Genomic DNA, 22,492 nt, shown 5'->3' on the forward strand with positions numbered 1-22,492 from the left:
GATGTTTCGGTGGTCATGGCGAAGGGGAAACGCCCGGTCCCATTCCGAACCCGGAAGCTAAGCCCTTCAGCGCCGATGGTACTGCCCTGGGAACGGGGTGGGAGAGTAGGACACCGCCGAACACTAACGTCAAAGCCCCCCAGGCCCGGCCTGGGGGGCTTTCCCATACCCAGAAACAGTGGGGCCGCATTGGCTGGCCTGTCGCGCTTCTTCGGGCTTCTCCCGCTTGGCTCGGCCCTCCATCCTCTGTGGTCGTGTGGGTTGGCGGCCGCGGCCTGCACGGGGCTTGTCGTGCCTGTCTCTCTTGGCCCGGTCCCTTCCATCCCCACCCTGATCGTTCGGGTTGCCGGCCGCGGATCTCCCGTCGTTCGGCCTCGGCGACGGTGAACGAGGAACCTGGGGGTGTCAAGACGGAAGAGCTGTCTTGACACCCCCAGAACCCTCGTTCCAAAGACCCGTCAGGCCGCACGCCGAAAGATCCAGCTCTCGAAGGAAAGGTTGTGCGGGGCCTCGTCTGTCGTGACGGGCAGGTTTGCAGGCTGCGGGTCAGATCAAGAGCCCTACCCTGCTACGCATCGCACCCGGCTTGTGACATCGTCCCCGGACCTCGTCTCGGGCTGGCTAAACCCATCGCTGGCGTGCTTTGCCCGGCTCTTGCCTTCGTCTCGCGCTTGCTGCGCTTCAGGCTGCGCGCACATCACACCCGGGTGGTCATCCGTCACCGGCTAGGTTTGGCAGCCGCAGTCGGGGTGTGGTGTCCAGGTTTCTGGTTGGGTGATGCCCGTCGGGGTGATGTCGATGGTGGCGCCTATGAGTGGGCTTCTGCCGCCGTCGATGTGGGTGAGGATGTGGGCGGTCAGGATTCCCACTGCCATGGAGCGGACTGCTCGTTCCAGTAGTTCCTCTTCGTTCCCGTTCCCGTTTCTGTTCCCGTCCTCGTTCCGGGTGCTGGTCGTGCTGGTGTCTTCTCCGAAGGTCGGGGGGATTGTGCCGGTGCCGCCTCGGTCGCGGCGGCGGAGTTCTACGCAGTTTCCGCAGGCTCCGTCGGGGGTGGTGGGGGTGACGAGGGGGCCTATGCGAACGATTCCGTCCATGCGGGTGACCACGAGGTAGGGGACGCCTCTTCTGCGGTAGCCGTAGGAGATCAGGCCGGCGGGCCTGGTGACGTCTACCAGGATGCTCAGGGATGGGCGGGGGCGTGCTTGTTTGCTGCGGGCTTGGGCTTGGGTGCGGGCGCCTGTTGCGGTTGTTCTTGTGCGGGTGAGGCCTGAGCCGGTGAGTTCGGTGAGGAGGGTGGTGACGAGCTGCCCTTGTCCTTCTATGTCGATGGTGGCTTGTGCGCGGGTGCGCATGAGGTGGCCGGCGTTTGTTGTGGTGCCTCGGAGGGCCAGGGCGCGGCATTCGGTGGTGAGGGGGCCGCCGGGGGTGGTGAGGGTGCGGGTGTCGACGAGGATTCCTTCTTCTTGGAGGACGGTGAGGAAGGCCTCGGCCTTTTCCGGGTCGGCGCCGTGGCGTTTGGCCTCCGAGCGGAAGCCTTTGGGGTCGCGGCCGGTGTCGAAGACGGTCAGGGCGGGGAAGAGTTTCGGGTCGGGGAGGACGAGGATCTTCGCTCGGTGCTCGTGGACGCCGAACTGGATCAGGGCCTCGCCGCGGCGGAAGCGGCGCATTCCGGGCACGAAGCGGAGAGTGGACATAACCGGCATGATGCACGACGTGAGCCGCGGCTGGTGACGGTGGGTTGTTCCATGCTCACTTAGTCCATTGTGGACGGTTGTTCGTGGTGGGGTGAGCTGGGCGTTCGAACTGGTGGGCGTAAGGGGTTCCGTGGCGGCGGTTGCGGTGTCGCACGGGTCCGGTATGAATATGCGATCACCGATCCTCTGTCGCTCGGGGCGCTTGGCGTCTCGGGGCGATGGACCGATGGCTGGAGGTCGAGGCGCGTGCAGCCGGAAGCGCCCGAGTACGAGCAGAGCAGTACCGCGAGGGTCTTGCCACCCGTGCAACCGCGGAAGTTGGCGAAGGTTCCTTTTGTGGAGCTGGCCGATGGGCGGTTGCAGGGGGTGGTGTCGAGTGGTTCGGACATCGCGCGGGTTTACGTCTCGTCGGTCGAGGCGGGCAGTCATGACTACAGCTGTTCCACCAACAACAATCGGCCGTGTGGTGGGGCGGGGTCCTATGGGACGTGCAAGCACGTCGACGCGCTGATCACCGAGGCCGTGGTGCAGTACGGATTGCGGCCGGTGGCGCGGTACCTGCGCGTCGAGTTGCCGGAGGAGGGTGAGCCGGGCGCGTGGGAGCTGCGGCGGGCGATGAACGGCACGCTGAACCGGACCGAGGCCGCGGTGGTCTTCAGCCGGTTCCTGCACCACCTGTCCTATCTGGAACTGCCGGTGAGCACGTCGCCGATGGTGGAACTGAACTGGTTCCCGGCCGCGGGGGTGACCGCGTGATGCTGGGGACGCACGTTTCGGCGCTGCTGGGCGCTGAGAGCGCCGGCGCGGTTGAGGCGCTGGAGCTCGTCGACGGGTTCGACGCGACGCTGGTGCACGGGCTGGCGCGGCTGGACGCCGAGCGGGCCGGGGCCGTGACGGCGCTGGCGGGCGCGTTCGCGGCCTCGCCGCTGGGCGAGCGGGTCGCCGAGGCGGCGGCGAAGGTGACCGCGGGCGCGGTGGCCGAGGACGCGCTGATCGCGCTGGCGGGCGCCAGGACGGCGCTGCTGGGCGCGGTCCACGACGACCTGATCGCCACCCTGGACGCGGCGATCGGCCGCGAGCGGGCCGCGTGGGCGGGCGAGAACGGCAAGGCCGGCGAGGCCGACAACCTGCTCTCGGGCTGCCGGGCGTGGCTGGCGGAACTGGCCATCGCCGGATGGCGGGGCGTGGAGAGCGACCTGGTCTCCGGTGGGAGCCAGGCGGTCGAGGCGCTGTACGCGAAGCCGGACCGGCGGGGCTTGGCGGTGCTGCTCGACGGGCTGGCCGCCGAGCTGACCGCGGGCAGTCCACTGTCGACGATGGCGCCGCTGCCGTCGCGGCGGTGGGCGGACCTGTGGGCGCGCGGGATGATGCTCTCGGCCGCCGATTCCCTTCCGGGCGAGCCCGAAGAGGTCAGCGGGCGGTTGCTGGTGCTGGGCCTGGAACTCCAGGAGCACGCCACGGTCGTGCGGGCGCAGATCCACGGCGTCCTGGAGACCGCCGCCGGTAAGCGGCTGGTGCGCACCGGGGTCGCGGCGGGCAAGACCGACACGATCGTCGGGCCGCAGGTGTGGAGCCTGCTGGCGGGCTTCCCGGTGCTGCTGGGCGCGGTCGCCGAGAAGAAGGCGCTGGAGCTGACCGGGATGACGCTGCTGCCCGGCGGTGACCTGGTGTGGGACGAGGAGAAGGCCAAGCCGGGCGAGGCCGTCGATCCGTTCGCCACCGCGCGTCTGCAGCTCGGTGAGGCGGTGGCGCCCTCGGCGGCGCCGCTGGAGCGGCACCCGGTCCGCATCGCCGAACCGGTGTTCCTCCAGGGCTACGGGCACGCGGCGGGCGCGTTCGTCATCGACGGGCACGAGCTTCCGGTCGCCCTCGACCGCCTGCCCACGGCCGGACCCCTCACGGCCGCGCTGGTGGCGTCCTCGACCGAGTGTGTGGGCCTGCTGCGGTGGGACGGGCGGTGGTTCCTGCAGCCGCTGGCGGTGCGGGCGACGGTGAAGAAGGCGACCGTCGACGTCCACATCGGCGACTGGGCGATGGGGCCGACCGACCCGAAGGTCGCCAAGGCCCTCGCCAAGGCCGACGCGGTGGCGGTGCTGCGCGAACGCGCGGGACGGTTGCTGCGCAAATGACCGAGGAGTTCACCACCAACGCCGACGCCAACCGGCGCCAGGTCCTCTACTGGCGGCTCATGTCGCGGCTGTTCTCCGCCGACGAGCAGCCGAGCCTGGAGACGGCGAGCATGGCGATCGTCGACGACATCGGGCTGCCCCCGGCGCTGCTGGACCCGGGCGTGTCCATGAACAACCTCATGCAGCGCTTCCCGGAACTCGACGGCGCCTTCGACGGGCTCCTGGCGCCGCCGCCGGACGACCAGGCCGTGCCCGAGGGCGAGATCGGCGCCGAGGAGGTCCGGCGGGCCGCGCTGGTCTCCAAGCTGCTGATCAACGTGTTCTGCACCGGGCAGGGCAATGTCACCGCCCAGCAGCTGTCGGACTGGCAGGCCGACGCGGGCTGGTTCCGCCGGGCCGCCGGGCGGGGCGGCGCGTCGGGCGGTTCGTCCGGCGGCGGTGAGGGCGGTGGGCGGCAGGCCGGGACGGGCTCGGGCGGTGGCCCCTCGTTCGGGGACGCCGACGTGAACGCCGCGCTGAACGCCATCGAGGGCGACCTGGTGAGCCGGATGCGGCTGCGCGAGGTCCTCGCCGATCCGAACCTGGCGCGGCAGCTCACGCCGTCGATGTCGCTGATCGAGCAGCTGCTGCGGGACAAGTCGAACCTGTCCGGGGTGGCCCTGGCCAACGCCAAGAAGCTCATCAAGCGCTTCGTGGACGAGGTCGCCGAGGTCCTCAAGACGCAGGTGGAGAAGACCACCGTGGGCGTCATCGACCGCTCGGTGCCGCCCAAGCGGGTCTTCCGCAACCTCGACCTGGAACGCACCATCTGGAAGAACCTGACCAACTGGAGCCCCGAGGACGAGCGGCTCTACGTCGACAAGCTCTTCTACAAGCGGACCGCCAGGCGCACCACCCCGGCGCGGCTGATCGTGGTCGTCGACCAGTCGGGGTCCATGGTGGACTCGATGGTCAACTGCACCATCCTGGCCTCCATCTTCGCCGGGCTGCCCAAGGTCGACGTGCACCTGATCGCCTACGACACCACGGCCATCGACCTTACCCCGTGGGTGGGCGACCCGTTCGAGACGCTGCTGCGCACCAACCTCGGCGGCGGCACCGACGGGACCGTCGCGCTGGAGCTGGCCAAGCCGAAGGTGGAGTCCCCGAAGGACACCGTCGTGGTCTGGATCTCCGACTACTACGAGTGGAAGACCGAGGAGCTGTGGCGCGAGTTCGAGGCGCTGCACCGCTCGGGCGTCCGCTTCATCCCCGTCGGCTCGGTGACCAGCGGCGGCGCCGGTGTGGTCAACCCCTGGTTCCGGCAGAAGTTCAAGGACCTCGGCACGCCCGTGCTGTCCGGTCGCATCAAGAAGCTCGTGTTCGAACTCAAGAAGTTCCTCACCTAGGAGAAGACGAAGCACATGACCGAAGAACTGCTGCGCGCCCCCGCCGAGGTGAAGTACGCCGAGGAGCTGGCCTGGCTGGAGTCCGTCGACGACGGCCCCAAGCCCTTCTCCTGGCGGCTGAGCCCCAAGATGGTGCGGCTGTTCATCCTGGGCTCCGAGCGCGCCGACGGGCTCGACCGCGAGATCGGGCAGAAATGGTTCGGTGACCGCAGTTTCGTCGAGCGGGCCATCGTCACCCTCGCCTCCGACCGGGGCCTGCTGCTGATCGGCGACCCGGGCACCGGCAAGAGCTGGCTGGCCGAGCTGCTGTCCGCCGCGATCTGCCGCAACTCCACCCTCGTCGTCCAGGGCACCGCCGGAACCACCGAGGACCACATCAAGTACTCCTGGAACGTCTCCATGGTCATCGCCAAGGGACAGTCGCGGGACTCGATGATCCCCTCGCCGATCATGACCGCGATGGAGCAGGGCGTCATCGGCCGCTTCGAGGAGCTGACCCGCTCCACCAGCGACGTCCAGGACGCGCTCATCTCGATCCTGTCGGAGAAGTACGTCTCGATCCCCGAGCTCGACGACGACAACATCGTCTTCGCCAAGCCCGGCTTCTCGATCATCGCCACCGCCAACAGCCGCGACAAGGGCGTCAACGACCTGTCCTCGGCTCTCAAGCGGCGCTTCAACTTCGTGAAGATCCCGGTGGTGTCGAACAAGAAGAGCGAGACCGAGATCGTCCGCTACCGCACCGAGGAACTGCTGCGGCGGCACCAGATCGAGCTCGACGTCCCGCCGACGCTGCTGGACATCCTCCTGCAGAGCTTCGCCGACCTGCGTAAGGCCGCGGCCTCGGCCGGCAGCGATGACGAGAAGCTGGAGTCGGCGCTGTCGACCGCCGAGCAGATCGGCGTCCTGGAGGACGCGATCCTGCACAGCCAGTTCTTCGGCGACAAGACGCTGCGCGCGGCGACCCTGGCCAGTTCGCTGGTCGGCTCGCTCGTCCGCCGCCAGCCGGAGGACCTGGCCATCTTCAACAAGTACCTGCACGGCGTGGTCGAGCCGCGCGCGAAGAAGGACGGCGGGGACTGGGACGGGTTCCTCGACGGCGGCCGTCAGGCGATCTCGACACTGTCATGACCCAGACTTTCACGGCACTCCGCGATCAGCTGCTCGGCGCGGCCGAGGCGTTCACCGAGGATCCCCGATCGGTCTCGGGGATCCTGTCGGGGATCGTCGAGGACGTCGACCGGGCGCTGACCGAGAAGCTGGAGATCTTCCCCGTCTGCCACCACTCGCCGGCCTCGGCGCTGGCGATGGCGCGCAGGCTGCGGGAGAAGCGTCCCAGTGTCATCTACCTGGAGCTGTGCGAGGACCTGCGGCCCATCCTGGGCGAGCTGCGCAACTGCCGCCTGCCGGTGGCGCTGCAGGCCTTCGCCAGCGACCTCGACGGGTTCCCGCCCGGCGCGGGTCCCCTGAGCGTCGTGGCGCCGGTGACGGAGTCCTCGGCGGAGTACCAGGCGATCGCCTACGCCCTCGACAATCCCGACGTCGAGCTGGTGCTGGTCGACCGCTCGGTCGACCACGTCTTCCAGTGGTCGCCGGAACTGAAGCCGGAGAAGCCCTCCGCCGACGTCGACGACCCCGAAGAGGCCGCGATGCACGGCGAGAGCGTCGGCATCGAGATCGGCGACCTGCGGCCCGGCTTCGCCGAGCTGGAGGAGCACCTCGTCCACCACGGCAAGGTGCGCCACTGGTCGGAGTGGTGGGACCAGTACGTCGAGCAGCCCCTCGTGGACGCCGACTACGACTCCTACCGCCAGGTCATGGTCCTCATCGGCAGCCTGTTCCGCCGCCTGCGGCCCAGTGACCGGGCCAAGGAGGACCGGGACGAGGACCGCGAGCGCTACATGTGGACGCGGATGCGGCAGCACCTGGCGTCCAGCGGCGCCGACCCCGAGCGCGTCATGTACGTGTGCGGGGCCTTCCACGCCGCCAGCCGGGTCGCCGAGTTCGGCCTGGACGGGGCCGACACCTTCGAGATCACCGACCGCACCGCCACGAAGTGGCTGTACGGGCTGATTCCGTCGAGCCACTCGGCGATCGAGGCGCAGTTCGGGCTCGCCCCGGGTTCGGTGTCGATCGCCTCGGCGACGTGGGAGAAGGCGGTCCGGGCGGGGGCGGCGAAGCCGTTCCGGCTGGCCGGGCAGAAGGGCGGCAAGAAGCCGGCGAAGGCGGCCAAGGCGGTCGCGCCGAAGCCGCCGGAGGCCGTCACCGACAAGCTGAGCGGGTTCCTGGCGGCGCCCTCGGCGCTGGCGGTGTTGGACGAGGACGAGCTGCGCGGGTGGTGCGTGGACATCGTCCGGCTCGCCCGCAGGCACGGTTACCTGGCCAGCACCGCCGACGCGATCGCGGTCTACGAGACCTCGATCCTGCTGGCGGGGATGCGCAACCGGTCGCGGCCGACGCCCTACGACTTCCAGGACGCCGCGGTCACGTGCATCGAGAAGGACGCGGTGCCGGGCCGCCGCGACGTGCGCAGGCTCTGCGAGATCCTGCTGGGCGGCGACCGGGTCGGGCAGGTCGGCTACGACTCGCTGCCGCCGCTGGCGCGGGACGTCCTGGACCGGCTGGCGCCGCTGGGGCTGGACCTGGAGAAGCGCACGCTCCAGCGGGCGCTGATGGACCTGGACGCCAAGCCGGAGCTGCGGGCGTGCTCGCGGGTTTTGTGGATGCTGCGGTATCTGCTGCCCGAGGGCGCGCTCAAGCCGATCATGGGCAGCAAGGAGCTGGGCAAGCGGTCCATCCAGGAGAGCTGGGACCTGTGGATCGGGCGGGAGCAGCGCGCGCTGATCGAGCTCGGCTACGAGGGCGTGACGCTGGAGCAGGTCTTCGAGCTGCGGTTGCGCAAGTCGGTGTGGGACGCCAAGGCCACCGCCTCCGACGCGCTGCGGGCGGTGGAGGACTCGATCCTCTACCTGGACAACCCGCGTTTCACCGAGGAGCTCGGTGAGCGGGCGGTGGAGCTGCTGTCGGCGGAGCGCACCGTCGATGACGCGCCGGAGGTCCTCAAGCGCGTCCGGCGGCTGCTGGCCTACTACCGGGCCAACGAGCCGGCGCTGCCGCGCTGGACCGAGCTGTTCGTGACGGGCGGCTACGGGCACTACTGCACGCTGCTGCCGACGGCGTTCTCCGATGAGGACAGCGGGGTGCGGCAGGTCGCGGCGATGCTGGGTTTCCTGTTCACGCTGGAGAACCTGGCGCTGTCGCTGGGTTGCGACCGGGCGCAGCTGGAGCTGGCGGTGCGGCAGTCGCATCCGGAGGCGCCGGGCAAGGTGGCGCTGCTTTGGGCGGCGCACACGCAGATCGGCGTGCTCACCATTGCCGACCTGCGCGAGCGGTGCGCCGACATGCTGTCGAATCCGCTGGTGATCCCGACGTTCCCGCAGTACCTGAGCGGGTTCATCCAGGCGCTGGACCCGGTCCCGCCGCTGGCCGGGTTCGTGGTGGAGCTGCTGTCGGGGGCGTTCGCGAAGCTGCCCGACGCGGTGTTGCTGCCGTGGCTGCCGACGCTGATCACGACGCTGAAGAAGGAGGCCGCCGAGTACATCCCGATGCTGGCCCGCGAGGCCGGGCGGATGTTCCCGGGCACGCTCCCGGCGGTGGACGCGTGGACGCCCCCGTGGGTGGGCCGCGCCGAGCCGGTGGCGGCGGTCGGCGCCGTCCCGGCGGGACCGGTGGCGGCGTTCCTGGCGGGGCGTCCGGAGTCGGCCGACGCGGTGGCGGCGCTGCTGGGCTGCCCGCCGGGCTGGCGCGAGGCCGGGCCGGGCGCGGGCGCGGCCGGTGAGCTGGTGGCGTCCCACCCGGCGACGGTGGAGGCCGTGGCCGCGCTGATCGCCTGACATGACGACGGCGGCCGCTCCCCTCGCGAGAGGGGGAGCGGCCGCCGTTTCGCGTGCCCGGGCTAGCCGATGAGGCTCTCCAGCGGGCCCTGCAGGAAGTAGAGCAGGAACAGGCCGGTGACCACCCACAGCAGCCAGTGGATCTCCCTGATCTTCCCGGCCACCACCTTGAGCAGGACGAAGGCGAGGAAGCCGGCGCCGATGCCGTTGGTGATCGAGTAGGTCAGCGGCATGACCGCGATGGTGAGGAACGCCGGGACGGCGATGCTCAGGTCGCTCCAGTCGACGTGGCGGACCTGCGTCATCAGCAGGAACCCGACGACTACGAGGGCGGGCGCGGCGGCCTGCATCGGGACGATCGTCAGGACCGGCGTGAACAGCAGCGCGACGGCGAAGAGGGCACCGGTGAACAGGTTGGCCACACCGGTGCGGGCGCCCTCGCCGACGCCGGCGGCCGACTCGATGTAGGACGTGGCCGACGAGGACGAGCTGACGCCACCGGCGACGGCCGCCGCGGCGTCCACCATCAGGACGCGGCCGATGCGGGGGACCTCGCCCTTCTCGTTCAGCAGACCGGCCTCGCCGGAGATGGCCACCACGGTGCCCATGGTGTCGAAGAAGTCCGACAGCAGCAGCGTGAAGACCAGCAGGACCACGGTGAGGACGGAGACCTCACTGAAGACACCGGTGAGGGAGAAGTCGCCGAGCAGGCCGAAGTCGGGCGCGCCGATCGGGTTGTCGGGGAACTTCGGGGTGGTGATGCCCCACTTCTGCCCGGGCGCCACCGCCTCGATGATGATGGCGACGACGGTCATCCCGATGATGCTCAGGAGGATCGCGCCCTTCACCTTCCGCATGGTCAGCGCGAACATGAGCAGGACGCCCAGGACGAACACGACCACGGGCCAGCCGGAGAGGTGGCCGTTGGTGCCGAGCTGGACCGGGGTCCCCTCGCCCTTGCTGATGAAACCGGCGTCCACGAAGCCGATGAAGGCCAGGAACAGGCCGATGCCGACGCCGATGGCCTGCTTGAGGCCCATCGGGATGGCGTCCATGATGGCCTTGCGGATGCCGCCGGCGACCAGGACGCACAGGACGAGGCCGTTGATGACGACCAGGCCCATCGCGTCCTCCCACGCCATGCGCGGCGCGAGCTGGAAGGCGAGGACGGCGTTGAGGCCGAGCCCGGCCGCCAGCGCGATCGGGAGGCGCCCGACCACGCCCATGAGGATCGTCATGACCGCCGCGACCAGCGCGGTGGAGGTGACGAGCTGGGCGGGGGACAGGTGATGGCCGTACTTGTCGGTCGCCCCGGCCAGGATGATCGGGTTGAGGACCAGGATGTAGGCCATCGTGAAGAAGGTCGCGAGTCCACCGCGGGCCTCGCGGCCGAAGGTGGAGCCGCGGGCGGTGATCTCGAAGAATCGATCGAATGCGTTCACGGGGCGGGCGTCTTCGACCGCTTTTTCGGTGACGGTGGGTGAAGAGGGCATGACACTCCCGGGGACCGCGCGAGGGGACGCGGGGATCTTGATCGGTCGCCGTGAGGTTAACTCCGGGGGTATATGCGCAGCGTATGGGGTCGTCAAGATCTCGGTGAGGTCTCGGAAACGGCGATTTCGGTGGGCGCAGGGCAGGGGTCTGGAAACGGGGAGTGACGACCCTTGGAAGTGTGATGATCACGCTACCCAGAGTGATCACTTAGCGCGTCGCGGCGCGGTGGAGCGCCTCGGCGATCGACGCGTTCTCCGGGGCGTCGTAGAAGAGGGTGAACCGCGACCGGACGTAGCCGTAGGCCAGCCCGCTGGCGGGGTCGGCGAACCCGTCGGAACCGGCCGCGCCGGAGTGCCCGAAGGCGTCCTCGCCGAGGAACGGGTACCAGGCGCGCTTGGCCTCGAAGCCGAGCATGCGGCGGTCGGTGTCGAGCGAGACCACGTCCAGGCCGGGGGAGACGGTGGTGAACTCGCCGAGCGTGGCCGCGTCCAGCAGGGGCGGACGGTCCCCGTCGCCCAGGATCGCCCGGTACAGCCCGGCCAGGCCGCGCGCGTTGCCGGTGACGCCCGCCGAGAGCTGGCCCTTGGCGCGGGCCGCGCGGTCGTTGATGAAGGCGACCTGGTCGAACGGGGGCGTCGCGTTCAGGTTGTAGGCGACCCCGGCGACCGAATCGGCCGAGGGCCAGGCGCCGGCGATCAGTTCGAGCTGCTCGGGGGTGGCCAGCCAGTGGCGCATCGGGTGGTAGCGGTGTTCGAGGCGCTCGGGGAGCCCGGCGTACAGGTCGAGGCCGTGGGGGACGGCGACGCGCTCCTCGTACCAGTCGGCGACCGAGCGTCCGGTGGCGTGGCGGACGAGGCCGTCGACGAGCGCGCCGAAGGTGTAGGCGTGGTAGCCGATGTGCTCGCCGGGCTCCCAGTAGGGCCGGTGCGCGGCCAGCCGCGAGGCGATGAGGGCGTCGTCGATGAAGGTGACGGCGTCGATGCCGCCGTCGGCGCCGATGAGCCCGGCGCGGTGCTGGAGCAGTCGCCGGACGGTCAGCCGGTCCTTGCCCTCGGCGGCGAAGGCCGGCCAGTAGGAGGCGACGGTGGCGTCGAGGTCGAGGAGGCCGTCGGCGGCCAGCAGTGCGGCGAGCAGGACGGGGACGGCCTTGCCGGAGGAGAAGACGCCGGTGAGGGTCTCGCCGGTGACGCCGTCCCCGGCCCACAGGTCGGCCACGGGCCGTCCGTGGACGAAGGCGGCGAGCTGGACGGCGTCCTGCCCGGGGCGGGCGGCGGCCTCGGCGAAGGCCTCCCGGACCTCTTCGTAGCCGGTGGCGACGGTGCCGTGCACTGCGGTCATGTCGATCTCCGTTTCTGGGGGAACGCCTCATTGACGGAGGCCGCGCCGGGCGTGTGACGTGACGCCCGTCATGTCCCGGCGCGCCGACCTGGATGCTCACCAATCGGTAAGTCCCTCACCGGATTGTGCGTTCTTGCAGGTCAGGGTGGCTCGGCGCAGGCTCATGGGGTAACCGGAAACGAAGGAGCTCGATATGAACGTCAGCGTCATCGGCCTGGGGGCCATGGGCGCCGCCATCGCCGCCCGCCTGCTGGACACCGGCCATGACACGGCCGTCTGGAACCGCTCGGCCCACCGCGCCGAGCCGCTGATCGCGAAGGGCGCCACCGGCGGGACGCTGGCCGAGGTGATCGCGGCGAGCGACGTCCTCATCGTCACGCTGCTGCGCTACAACAGCGTCGAGGAGGTGCTCGCGCCCGTCTTCGGTGAGCTGGCGGGCAGGACGGTGGTCAACCTGACCAGCGGCACCCCCAACGAGGCGCGGGCGCTGGCGGCGCTGCTGGCGTCGCACGGCGTGCGTTACGTGGACGGCGGGATGATGGCCGTCCCCGAGATGATCGGCCGGCCGGGCGCCTCGATCCTGTACAGCGGCGACGAGGCCGCCTTCGAGGAGGCGCGGCCGGTGCTGGCGGAGCTGGCCTCGGCGGAGTTCTTCCCCGGGGACGCCGGGCGCGCGTCCCTGGTGGACCTGTCGCTGCTGGCGGGCATGTACGGCATGTTCGGTGGCATCGCGCAGGCCACGGCGATGGCCGAGCGCGCGGGGCTGCCGCCGACGGTCTTCGCGCCGCGGCTGACCGCGTGGCTGCAGGCGATGGCCACGCAGGCCGCGGGGCACGCGGTGGTCGCCGAGAAGCGCGACTACACCACCGACACGCAGAGCGTGTCGTTCAACCTGGGCGCGCTGGAGGCGATCATGGAGGCCGCCCGCGACGAGGGTGTCGGCGACGGCTTTCTCGCCCCGGTGCGCGACGCCCTCGCCGCCCGTGCGGCGGCCGGTCGCGGCGAGGACGTCTTCGCCAGCGTGATCGAGGCCGTGCGGGCTCAGGATGCGGCGTAGCGCCAGAAGTCGCGCATCCACGGGGTCGGGGCCGGTCCGGTCATCGCGCGCTGCGTGAGCATGATCGTGATCGTCCCCGTCGACGGGATGACGTGCCAGGTGGTGCCCGAGCCGCCGACCCAGCCGTAGCGGCCGGGGACGTTCCACGGCTCGGCCGGCACGACGTCGACGCTGCCGCCGAAGCCCCAGCCCTGCCCCTCCAGGAACAGGGTGGCCGAGGCGCGCTGGGCGGGGGTGAGGTGGTCGGTGGTCATCGCCCGGACCGACGCGGGGGTGAGCAGGCCGCCGGTGAGGAGGGCCCGCGCCCAGGTGTGCAGGTCGCCGAGGGTGGACACCAGGCCGCCCGCGCCGGAGGGGAAGGACGGCGGTGCCGTCGGCTCACCGCCGGGTGTGACGGGTTCGAGGGTGCCGTCCGCGGCCGGGGTGTAGGCGGTGGCCAGGCGGCCGAGGTCGGCGGCGGCGACGTGGAATCCGGTGTCGCTCATGCCGAGCGGGGCGAAGACGCGCTCGGCGCAGAAGCCGGGCAGGGACTGACCCGAGGCGCGCGCGATGAGCACGCCGAGCAGGTCGCCGCTGGTGTTGTACAGCCACCCCTCGCCCGGCTGGCGCAGCAGCGGCACGGCGGCCATGCCCTTGAGCCAGGCCTCGTTGTCGGCGGCCCCGCCGCCGGTGTCGGGCGTGAGCGCGAAGAGCGGCCCCAGCGCCGGGAGCGAGAAGTCGTCGGGGAAGCCCCAGCCGCAGCGGTAGGTGAGCACGTCGGCGACGGTAATGGGCCGCGCGGCGGGCACGACGTCGTCGACGGGCCCGGCGGGCTCGCGGACGACGACCGGCGCGGCCAGCTCCGGCAGCCACTCGGCGATCGGGGCGTCCATGCGCAGCCGCCCGTCCTCGACGAGCAGCATCGCGGCGGCGGTGACGATCGGCTTGCTGACCGAGGCGACGCGGAACAGGGTGCCGGGTTCCATCGCCGGGCCGCCGAAGGCGGTGGACCCGGCGACGGCGGTCTCGACGCGGTCGCCGTGGGCGACCAGCGCGACGGCGCCGGGGAAGGTGCCGGCCTCGACATGGCCGTGCAGCAGCGCTGGCAAATCTGTCATGGCGTCACTTTGCCAGACGGGTGCGACAAACCGGTCGCGCGAATAACTCGTACAGCAGTGTTCGGGTTAGCTGCTATGCTCTAACTCGTACAGTGCTGTTCGAGTTATGGAGAGTTCCATGCACGGCACCGCGCACCACCCCCACACCCATCCGCCCGTCCTCCACCCCCGACGCCACCTCGCCCTCGCGCTGCTGTGCGCGGCCCAGGCGATGCTGGTCATCGACCTGACCGTCGTCAACGTCGCGCTGCCCTCGATCGGCGGCGACCTCGGCCTCGGCCGCGAGGCCGTCACCTGGGTCGTCACCGGCTACACCCTCGCCTTCGGCGGGCTCATGCTCCTCGGCGGGCGCCTCGCCGACCGGCTGGGCCGCCGCCGCGTCCTGCTCACCGGCCTCGCCCTGTTCACCCTCGCCTCGGCCGCCGCCGGATTCGCCGAAGACGGCGGCGTCCTCATCGCCGGACGGCTCGCGCAGGGCGTCGGCGCGGCCCTGATGTCCCCGGCGGCGATGTCGTCGGTGACCACCCTCTTCCACGGCCGCGAACGGCACCGCGCGCTCGGCGCGTGGGCCGCCGTCGGCGGTGGCGGGGCCGCCCTCGGCGTCCTCGTCGGCGGGCTGCTCACCGCCGGACCCGGCTGGCAGTGGGTGTTCATCGTCAACCTGCCCGTCGGCGTCCTGCTGTGGCCGCTGCTGCTGAAGGCGCTGCCCGCCGACCCGCCGCCCGAGCGCGCCCGCCTCGACCTGCCCGGCGCGGCCACCGCGACCCTGGCCACCGCCGCGCTCGTCTACGGCGTCGTCCGCGCCGGGGACGGCGGATGGCGCGCGGCGGCCGTCCCGATCGCCCTCGCGGTCGTCCTCTACGCCGCCTTCGCGCTCATCGAGCGCCGCACGGCCCACCCGCTCATGCCCCTGCGGCTGCTCGCCCGCCGCACCACCCTCACCGGCGTGTTCCTCATGCTGGTCGCCACCGGCCTGCTCATCTCGTTCTTCTTCCTGGGCTCCCTGTACCTCCAGGGCGAGCGCGGCTACGGTCCCCTGCGGACCGGCCTGATGTTCCTGCCCGCCGCGGTCGCCATCGTGGCCGGCGCGCACCTGGCCTCGCGGCTGCTGGGACGCCTGGGCGCGCGCTGGGTGGCCGTGCTCGGCTTCGCGCTGGCCGGGGCGGGCGCGGCGTGGCTGGCGGCCGGGCCGTTCCTGCCGGGCTTCACTCTCGCGGCCGGTGCGCTGGGCACGCTGTTCGTGACCGCGACGGCCACCGCGATGTCGGCGGCCTCCCATGAGGACGCCGGGGTGACCTCGGGGATCGTGACCACGTTCCATGAGCTGGGCGGCTCCATCGGCGTCGCGGTGATGTCGACCGTGGCCGCCTCCGGGTTCTCCCTCGCCTTCGCCGTCTGCGCGGTCACCGCGGGCGCGGCGGCGCTGGCCGCGCTGGTGATCGTGCCGAACCGGCGGCTGGAGTCGTCGGGGCCGATGGCGCACTAGCTACCATCCGATCATGCCCGAACCCCGTCGCGCCGACGCGCGCCGCAACATCGAGCGCATCCTGGCCGCCGCGCTGGAGCTGTACGGCTCCCGTCCCGGGGTGAGCATGTCCGATGTGGCCAAGGCGGCCGGTGTCGGCCGGGTGACGCTGTACGCGCACTTCCCGTCCCGCGCCGATCTCGGCGCCGCCGTCGCCGAGCGCGCGGTCGCCGAGACCGTCGCGGCCCTGTCGGGGCTGGGCCTGGACGCCCTGCCCGCCGACGAGGCGGTGGCGGCGATGCTGCGGGGCCAGTGGCGCATCTTCGAACGCAACGAGTACCTGCGCGGCAACATCGTCGCCGACGTCGAGCCCGAGCGCCTGCGCGCCGGGCACGATCCGCTCATGGAGTACCTGACGGCGCTGCTGGCTCGCGGCCGCGCCGAGGGCGTCTTCCGCGGGGACCTGCCCACCGGGTGGCTGATCACCGCGTTCTATCACCTCGTGCACGCCGCCGCCGACGAGCAGCGCGCGGGACGCCTGACGCCCGCCGAGGCCGTGGAGGCGCTCGTGGCGACGGTGCTGTCGGTGTTGCGGAACAGTGCGGTGGGCCAACGGGATTGATCTGGCCCGGCTCCCCGCGTCGCCCATAGCGTCGCCACCGCGCGTCCCGCCCGGGACGCGCGGGAAAGGAGCCCCCATGCGACCCCCTCTCCGCCGCGCAGGGACCCTCGCGGCCCTCGTCGCGGTCCTGCTCACCCTCATCACCCTCGCCGCCCCGACCGGCGCGTTCGCCGCGTGCGCGCCCGGCAAGGACGTCGCCGACCACTACTTCGACGGCGGGGGAGGCTGGTGGTACGGCTACAAGTACGTGTCGGTGGCCGACGGCTTCCTCAAGTCCGAGGGCCACTCCTATGTGAACAACACCGACAACGGCATCAACTGGAGCCGTGAGACCGAGCAGACGGTGAGCTGGACGGTCACCACCAGCGGCAGCCTGTCGACGTCGTCGAAGCAGCAGTTCGTGCGCGGCTTGGAGGTCCAGAACACCTTCTCGTTCACGCGCGGCACCAGCTACACCGAGACCTCCCGCACCCGCGAGTCCTTCAGCACGGTCATCTCACCGCGGACGATCCTGTACGCCGACTACGGCAACATCGCCTACCAGATCGGCTACGTCTTCCGCGTGTTCTACCGCAACACCCCCGGCCAGTACTGCGCCATCCAGGGCCAGACCGGCGTCGAGCAGGCCGTGGTGCCCAGCAAGGACCAGCGCTGGGTCTTCACCGCCACACCGGTCTAGTCGTCCCGCAAGGCCCGCTCGCCCTTGCCGGTGACGGCCTCGATCATCAGCGGGAAGTCGCCGTCGTCGGGGACGAAACCGTCGATGTAGTCGCCGTCGTACAGGCGGCGCAGGGCGGCCTCGACCTCGCCGCGTTCGGGCGCGTCCGGCGCGGCGAGGTCGTCGGCGGGCACGTCGTCCATGGCCGACAGGCGGATGCGCAGGTCGGCGAGGAGATCGAGGTCGGCGGAAGAGAGTTCGTCCATCACATGATGGTCGCGCGCGGCGGCGGTGGGGCGGGGCGGTTCGGCTAGAACAGGCCGCGCAGCTCACCGCGTCCGCGCAGGCCGAGCTTGCGGTAGACCGAGCGGAGCTGGTTGTCCACCGTCCGCACCGAGACCACCAGCGCGGCCGCGATCTCCCTGCTGCTGTGCCCGAGGGACGCCAGCCGCGCCACCTCGCGTTCGCGCTCGGTGAGCCCGGAGGGGCCCATCAGGACCCGCAGGGGACCGGCGTACCAGCCGTATTCGATCCGGACGCGCTCGGCGTCGAGCGGGCCGAGGAGCGGCACGGCGTGCGCGGCGGCCTCCGCGGCGTATAGCCGCAGCCCGCGTGCGCCGAGCGCGGCGGCGACCGCCAGGAGCGCGTGCGGATCGCGCGCGTGCAGCGCGGCCGCCTGCGCGACGGCCAGCCGGAGCAGCGGGTTGTCCCCGGCGAGGCGGGTGAGCGGCTCGCGCGCCTCGCGCGCGCCCAGCCGCAGCGCGGTGTGCCAGGCCGCCGCCTCCAGCCCGCGCAGTTCGGTGCCCGACAGCCCGCGTGCGACCGTCACCGCCGCCGCGCGCGCCGAGGACGGCGACGCCGAGGCCCACACCCTCGCGTCGGCCAGCGCCCACGTCGTCGCCGCGTGATGGGGTGTGGCCGGGGCGGTGGCGAGGACATCGGCGGCCACGCCGGGCAGTCCGCTGTGGACGGCGGCCAGCACCAGCTCGACCGGCGCCGGCGGCGCCAGCGGCACCGGCCCGGTGACGCTGCGCGAGGCGGCCGCCAGCAGCTCACGGGCCCGGCCCGGGTGCCCGCGCAGCAGCAGCGAACGCGCGGTGAGGACCGCGACGTGCGCGTCGGCGATCGGCCCGCCGCCCATCGTGGCGCGCAGGCTCGCCACCGCGGCGTCGAGCCCGCCGACGTCGCCTAGCCCGGCGTGGGCCTCGGCGAGGGCGCGGTGCAGCAGCGCCAGCCCGGTCGGCTCCCGCTCCGGGGACGGCTCCCAGCGGGCGATCGCGGCCGCCGCGTCGGCCACCGCGCCCGCCAGGTCCCCCGACGAGACCTTCGCCGAGGCGGTCACCAGGGCGGCGGTGTCCACCAGCCGCGCGCTGACACCGGGATCGGGCAGCGTGGCCAGCCCGGCGGCCAGCTCCCCGCGCCAGACGCGGTACATCGCCAGCGGCCACAGGAAGTCGGCGGGCTCCGGCGCGCCCTCGGCGGCCGTGGCCAGGATCGCGTCGGCGGCGGCGGGATCGTCGTGCCCGAACAGGACCGCGCAGGCGCGGATGTTGACCAGGGACGAACGCCACGGCTCCGCCAGGTCCTCGGCGCCCACGGCGATGGCCTCGGCGGCGGCGTGGTCCCCGGTGTGCAGATGGACCGCGCCCAGCAGCACGCGCGCGGCCACCGGCCCGCCGAGCTCGTGGGCGCGCCGGGCCAGGCGCGCGGCGAGCGGCGCGTCCAGGAGGTTCCACACCTCCATCGCCGTCTCGGTCAGCTCCACCGGATCGGCCTCCTCGCCCGACTCCAGCGACCACACCGCCAGCCGCACCCGGTCGGCGGTGGTGCGCGGACCGTGCTCGCGCAGGGCCCGCGACAGCTCCCGCAGCAGCCGCCGTCGCCGCAGCGGCGGCAGCGTCTCGCGCAGGACCTCGCCGTAGAGGGGATGCGCCAGGCGCAGCCCGGTGGCGTCCATGCGGACGACCCCGGCCTCCTCGGCGGCCTCCAGCGCGCCCGGCGCGAGCGTGAGGGCCTCCGGCGCGAGCGGCTCGGCGAAGGCCACGTACTCGGCGACGGCGGCCACGCGCGGGTCGCGGGGCAGGCGTGCGGCGATGAGCGCGGTCAGGCGCGTGGTCAGCGGCAGCTCGCCGGTCAGCCGCCACACCCCGTCCCCGGCGGTCAGGACACCGCTCTCGCGCCCGGCGCGCACCAGCTCGGCCAGCATCAGCGCGTTCCCGCCCGCCCGCGCGCACATCGCCCCGGCGGTGGACTCCTCGACCCGCCCGCCGAGGGCCGCGCGCAGCAGCGCCGTGCTCTCGCCGGGCGTCAGCGGCGCCAGCGCCACGCGGTTGCCGCCGCAGGCGCCCACCAGGTCCCACACCGCGCCGCCGGGGTCCACGCCGTCGCGGACGGTCAGCAGCACCGGCACTCGCCCGCCGTCGATGAGGTGCCGCACGAGCGCGGTGGAGGCCGGATCCAGCAGATGCGCGTCGTCCACGTGCACCGCCGCGTCCCCGTCCAGGACCGACAGGGCCCACCCGACGGGGTTCGCCGCGGCCTGCGGCGGCGGCGCGGGCAGCAGGTGCGCGAACGCCCCGAACGGCACGCCCCGCAGCGCCTCGGCGGCGCGCGCGACCCGCGCGTCCGGTCCCACCGCCTCGGCCGCCAGGCGGCTCTTGCCCACCCCCGCCGGCCCGGTGATCACCGCGTGCCCGCCGGGCGCGGCGAGGAACCCGGCGAGCGCGGCCAGCTCCGCCTCGCGCCCGGCGAAGGGCCACTGCGTCGTCATGGCGCGCAGCGTAACCGGATTTGAGTAGCCCGCTACTCATGCGTTCCGGCCACGGCCCGCCACACCATTGCTCGTCCCCGGCGCACACGGGGGAGAACCGGAGACGGGGGATGGGTGATGGGGAGAGCCCCGGTGACGGCGATCGTCGTCGTGTCGGTCCTGGCCTGGACGGCGCTCGCCGCGGGTGGGACGTACCTGCTGGCGGGGGCGGGTGGCGGCGGCCCGGGCGGCGGCACCGCGTCGCCGGGGCCGCAGCCCACGTCCACGGTGTCGGTGTCGCCGTCGGGGAACGGGGACGGCGGCGGCACGCTCAGCCACCCGCCGGGCGGCGTCGCGGCGAGCGTCGTCGACGCCGCGACCGGCGCGGGGGAGTGCCCGCTGCTGGTGGAGCTGACCGGCGTCATCGCCGCCGACCCCGGCACCGCCGTCCGCTACACCTGGCGCACCCACGACAGCCGCAGCACCGGCGAGCAGAGCGTCACCACCGGCGCCGACGGGCAGGCGCGGGTGCGCGGGCGCTTCGACTTCCCCGGGACCTCCTGGCAGGGCACCGTCGCGCTGACCGTGCTCGGCGCGGGCGTCCAGTCGGCCCCGCGCGAGCTGGCGCTCACGTGCGCGCCGGTGATCACCGCCGAACGCGACGGGCCGGTCGCCGACGCGCGCGTGGACTGCTCCTCGGGCATCGTCACCGACCAGGCCTACGTCCAGTTCGCCGTGCGCGCCAACGCCGGGCCGGTCACCGTCCACTACGCCCTGGTGGAGGACGGCGCGATCACCGAGGGGGACGTGGAGATCACCGCCCCGGCCGGTGGTGAGGAGTACGTCGTCTACATCGGGCCGATGGCCCCCGTCCACGAGGGCGGACGGCGCGAGGTCACCCTCGTGGCCCCTTACCCGCAGTCCACCGTGTCCCTGACCGTCGACTACCGCGTTATCTGTGGAGGATGATCGTGCGCCTATCCGTCGGCAACAGCGCCGCCGTCAAGATCCTGGGCAGCGTGGTCGTGCTGTTCCTGCTGACCGCCGCCACCGGCGTCTCGGTCGGGATCGCCACCGGCTACGACATCATGACCATGACCCCGCACCCCGGCGACGAGGGACCGCGCGTCCTGCTGCTGGTGCCCTTCGCCGCGGCGATCGTGGCGATCTTCGCGATGCTGTCGATCTGGCGGACCGCCGCGTGGCTGCACGGGACCCGCCTGACCCACCGCTCCACCTTCGGGCTCGGCACCGTCGACCTGGCGCGCGCCGGACGGCTGTGGTTCGAGGAGCGCAAGCAGCGCACGACCAGCCGGCAGGGCGACATGCAGGTCACCACGACCTACTCCGTCCCGCTGCTGTGCGCCGAAGACGCCGGGACCGTCGTCCGCCTGCCCCTCGCCTGGTACGGGCGCCGTGTGCCGCACACGCAGCTGTCGATGCTGGCCGCCGCCATCGAGTCCGGCTACCGGCCCGGCCCGGCCGGGGACCACGCGCGGGCGGCGGCGGCGCAGCTGCGCGTCATGTGACACGTAGGGTGACGGCGTGCTATTCGAAGAACTCGCGTGGGCCGAGACGCCCATCGGTGAGATCAGCCTCCGCCGCCGCCACGATCCCGCCCTCGGTCACGAGGTCCACGAGGTGAAGCTGGGCGAGGAGTACCTCATGTCCAGCGCCTTCACCGCCGCCGAGATCGCCCTCGCCGAACTCGGCCTGGCCCGCCTGGACGGCGCCGGGCTCGATGTCCTCGTCGGCGGTCTCGGCCTCGGCTACACCGCCCGCGCGGTCCTGGACGACCCGCGCGTGGGCGCCCTGACGGTGGTCGACGCGCTGCCGGAGGTCATCGACTGGCACCGGCGCGGGCTCGTCCCCCTCGGCGAGGGCATCGCCACCGACCCGCGCTGCCGTCTCGTCGCCGCCGACTTCTTCACCTCGGTGATGGAGGACGGCGAGACCTACGACGCGCTGCTGATCGACATCGACCACAGCCCCAGCCACCACCTCGCGCCCGGCGGCGAGGGCTTCTACTCCCCGGACGGCACCGCGCGCATGGCTCGCCGCATCCGCGAGGGCGGCGTCTTCGGGCTGTGGTCGAACGACCCGCCCGAGGAGGACTACCTGGCGGTCCTGCGGGGCGTGTTCACCGATGTGGAAGCGCGCGTGGTGGGCTTCTGGAACCCGCTGCAGGGACGGGAGTCGACCAACACGGTGTACCTGGGTACCCGCTGACCTGCGGAAACGCCGCCCGAGAAAAACCTCCCCGGAAAATGTCGAGCCCGCCCGGGCCGCCCCGACCAACGGGTGAGGGCCCACGAGGGGCCGCGAACCTGAGGAGCGATCACGATGCGCAAGCTCACCTACTGGGTCCACCAGTCCGTCGACGGTTTCATCAGCGGCCCCAACGGGGAGTTCGACTGGCCGGAGCTGACCCCGGAGCTGACCGAGTACTCCTACGCCGTCCACGAGGACGTCGACACGTTCCTGTACGGGCGGGTCGTGTGGGAGTTCATGTCGTCGTTCTGGCCCGTCGCCGAGAGCATCGCCGACGATGAGCACACCCGCACCTTCGCGCCGATCTGGCGGAAGACGCCGAAGGTGGTCATCTCCCGCACGCTGGAGAAGGCCGACTGGAACACCACCGTCATCGGCGGCGACCTCTACGCCGCCGTCACCGAACTCAAGTCGCGGGACGGCGGCGGGCTTCTGCTGAACGGCGGGTCCAAGGCCGCCGCCGCGCTCACCGAGCTGGGGCTCATCGACGAGTACATCGTCATGACGCACCCGGTGGTCCTGGGCGGCGGGCAGGAGCTGTTCCCGCGCGACGAGACGCGCCGGAAGCTGAACCTGGCCGGGAGTCACGTGTGCGACGGGCGCGTGGTGGTCTCCCGGTACACGCCCGCGGGGTAGC

The 22,492-nt window shown here is 72.2% G+C and carries 19 protein-coding genes and 1 rRNA gene; 14 read left to right on the forward strand and 6 right to left on the reverse strand.

The window, feature by feature from the left end; translation table 11 throughout:
- Positions 1 to 5 precede the first annotated feature (5 nt).
- Positions 6 to 122 (forward strand): 5S ribosomal RNA (rrf, locus tag QSK10_RS30715).
- 603 nt (positions 123 to 725) lie between these two features.
- On the opposite strand, the gene QSK10_RS30720 is transcribed toward rrf, so the two are convergent.
- Positions 726 to 1,694, reverse strand: coding sequence for a hypothetical protein (locus tag QSK10_RS30720; RefSeq protein ID WP_285666909.1), 969 nt, complete (start codon positions 1,692 to 1,694; stop codon positions 726 to 728).
- Positions 1,695 to 1,940: 246 nt separating this feature from the next.
- Here QSK10_RS30720 and QSK10_RS30725 point away from each other — a divergent pair, with 246 nt between their 5' ends.
- From QSK10_RS30725 to QSK10_RS30745, 5 genes are read left to right on the forward strand one after another with little or no spacing between them, the layout of a single operon-like run.
- On the forward strand, positions 1,941 to 2,450 hold the full coding sequence (locus QSK10_RS30725; RefSeq protein ID WP_285666910.1) for a hypothetical protein: 510 nt from the start codon (positions 1,941 to 1,943) through the stop codon (positions 2,448 to 2,450).
- On the forward strand, positions 2,450 to 3,823 hold the full coding sequence (locus QSK10_RS30730; protein ID WP_285666911.1) for a hypothetical protein: 1,374 nt from the start codon (positions 2,450 to 2,452) through the stop codon (positions 3,821 to 3,823). Before QSK10_RS30725 ends, QSK10_RS30730 begins: the two co-directional genes overlap by 1 nt.
- Positions 3,820 to 5,211 carry a VWA domain-containing protein gene (locus QSK10_RS30735; protein WP_285666912.1) on the forward strand — a complete coding sequence of 464 codons (1,392 nt, stop codon included), beginning with the start codon at positions 3,820 to 3,822 and terminating at the stop codon, positions 5,209 to 5,211. The genes QSK10_RS30730 and QSK10_RS30735 overlap by 4 nt, the downstream gene beginning before the upstream one ends.
- A gap of 15 nt (positions 5,212 to 5,226) precedes the next feature.
- Positions 5,227 to 6,342, forward strand: a complete 1,116-nt coding sequence (locus tag QSK10_RS30740) for an ATP-binding protein (protein WP_285666914.1) — start codon at positions 5,227 to 5,229, stop codon at positions 6,340 to 6,342.
- Positions 6,339 to 9,104, forward strand: a complete 2,766-nt coding sequence (locus QSK10_RS30745; RefSeq protein ID WP_285666915.1) for a DUF5682 family protein — start codon at positions 6,339 to 6,341, stop codon at positions 9,102 to 9,104. Before QSK10_RS30740 ends, QSK10_RS30745 begins: the two co-directional genes overlap by 4 nt.
- Before the next feature lie 62 nt (positions 9,105 to 9,166).
- On the opposite strand, the gene QSK10_RS30750 is transcribed toward QSK10_RS30745, so the two are convergent.
- Together QSK10_RS30750 and QSK10_RS30755 are read right to left on the reverse strand one after the other, a co-directional pair.
- On the reverse strand, positions 9,167 to 10,597 hold the full coding sequence (locus QSK10_RS30750; protein ID WP_285666916.1) for an NCS2 family permease: 1,431 nt from the start codon (positions 10,595 to 10,597) through the stop codon (positions 9,167 to 9,169).
- Positions 10,598 to 10,805: 208 nt separating this feature from the next.
- The gene (locus QSK10_RS30755; RefSeq protein WP_285666917.1) at positions 10,806 to 11,936 is read right to left on the reverse strand and encodes a serine hydrolase domain-containing protein; all 1,131 of its coding nucleotides are present in this window, start codon (positions 11,934 to 11,936) and stop codon (positions 10,806 to 10,808) included.
- A 193-nt stretch (positions 11,937 to 12,129) separates the two neighbouring features.
- Between QSK10_RS30755 and QSK10_RS30760 the strand changes: the two genes are divergently transcribed.
- Positions 12,130 to 12,993, forward strand: a complete 864-nt coding sequence (locus QSK10_RS30760) for an NAD(P)-dependent oxidoreductase (RefSeq protein ID WP_285666918.1) — start codon at positions 12,130 to 12,132, stop codon at positions 12,991 to 12,993.
- Here the strand turns inward: QSK10_RS30760 and QSK10_RS30765 are convergent.
- Positions 12,978 to 14,090: a serine hydrolase domain-containing protein gene (locus QSK10_RS30765; protein ID WP_285666919.1), complete on the reverse strand. Its 1,113-nt coding sequence runs from the start codon at positions 14,088 to 14,090 to the stop codon at positions 12,978 to 12,980. The two genes, QSK10_RS30760 and QSK10_RS30765, sit on opposite strands and share 16 nt — an antisense overlap.
- Before the next feature lie 118 nt (positions 14,091 to 14,208).
- Between QSK10_RS30765 and QSK10_RS30770 the strand changes: the two genes are divergently transcribed.
- From QSK10_RS30770 to QSK10_RS30780, 3 genes are all read left to right on the forward strand, one after another.
- Positions 14,209 to 15,576 (forward strand): MFS transporter, encoded by a 1,368-nt coding sequence (locus QSK10_RS30770; protein ID WP_285666920.1) that lies wholly within the window; start codon positions 14,209 to 14,211, stop codon positions 15,574 to 15,576.
- Positions 15,577 to 15,589: 13 nt separating this feature from the next.
- Complete coding sequence (locus tag QSK10_RS30775; RefSeq protein WP_285666922.1) at positions 15,590 to 16,177, forward strand: TetR/AcrR family transcriptional regulator; 588 nt, start codon at positions 15,590 to 15,592, stop codon at positions 16,175 to 16,177.
- Positions 16,178 to 16,253: 76 nt separating this feature from the next.
- Entirely contained in the window at positions 16,254 to 16,856 is a 603-nt protein-coding gene (locus tag QSK10_RS30780) for a hypothetical protein (RefSeq protein ID WP_285666923.1), read from the forward strand.
- Here QSK10_RS30780 and QSK10_RS30785 read toward each other — a convergent pair.
- Together QSK10_RS30785 and QSK10_RS30790 are read right to left on the reverse strand one after the other, a co-directional pair.
- Entirely contained in the window at positions 16,853 to 17,101 is a 249-nt protein-coding gene (locus QSK10_RS30785; protein WP_285666924.1) for a hypothetical protein, read from the reverse strand. The two genes, QSK10_RS30780 and QSK10_RS30785, sit on opposite strands and share 4 nt — an antisense overlap.
- Before the next feature lie 44 nt (positions 17,102 to 17,145).
- Positions 17,146 to 19,605 (reverse strand): helix-turn-helix transcriptional regulator, encoded by a 2,460-nt coding sequence (locus QSK10_RS30790; RefSeq protein ID WP_285666925.1) that lies wholly within the window; start codon positions 19,603 to 19,605, stop codon positions 17,146 to 17,148.
- A 132-nt stretch (positions 19,606 to 19,737) separates the two neighbouring features.
- On the opposite strand from QSK10_RS30790, the gene QSK10_RS30795 reads away from it, so the two are divergent.
- The 4 genes from QSK10_RS30795 to QSK10_RS30810 all read left to right on the forward strand — a co-directional run bounded on the left by QSK10_RS30795 (position 19,738) and on the right by QSK10_RS30810 (position 22,491).
- A complete protein-coding gene (locus tag QSK10_RS30795) occupies positions 19,738 to 20,553 on the forward strand; it encodes a hypothetical protein (protein ID WP_285666926.1) in 816 nt (271 codons plus the stop codon).
- 2 nt (positions 20,554 to 20,555) lie between these two features.
- Positions 20,556 to 21,113 carry a hypothetical protein gene (locus QSK10_RS30800; RefSeq protein WP_285666927.1) on the forward strand — a complete coding sequence of 186 codons (558 nt, stop codon included), beginning with the start codon at positions 20,556 to 20,558 and terminating at the stop codon, positions 21,111 to 21,113.
- A 16-nt stretch (positions 21,114 to 21,129) separates the two neighbouring features.
- Positions 21,130 to 21,813, forward strand: coding sequence for a spermine/spermidine synthase domain-containing protein (locus QSK10_RS30805; RefSeq protein WP_285666928.1), 684 nt, complete (start codon positions 21,130 to 21,132; stop codon positions 21,811 to 21,813).
- Positions 21,814 to 21,927: 114 nt separating this feature from the next.
- Complete coding sequence (locus QSK10_RS30810) at positions 21,928 to 22,491, forward strand: dihydrofolate reductase family protein (RefSeq protein ID WP_285666929.1); 564 nt, start codon at positions 21,928 to 21,930, stop codon at positions 22,489 to 22,491.
- Position 22,492: the final 1 nt, after the last annotated feature.

Origin of the sequence: Actinorhabdospora filicis (assembly GCF_030269765.1) — a bacterium.
Lineage (GTDB): Bacteria > Actinomycetota > Actinomycetes > Mycobacteriales > Micromonosporaceae > Actinorhabdospora > Actinorhabdospora filicis.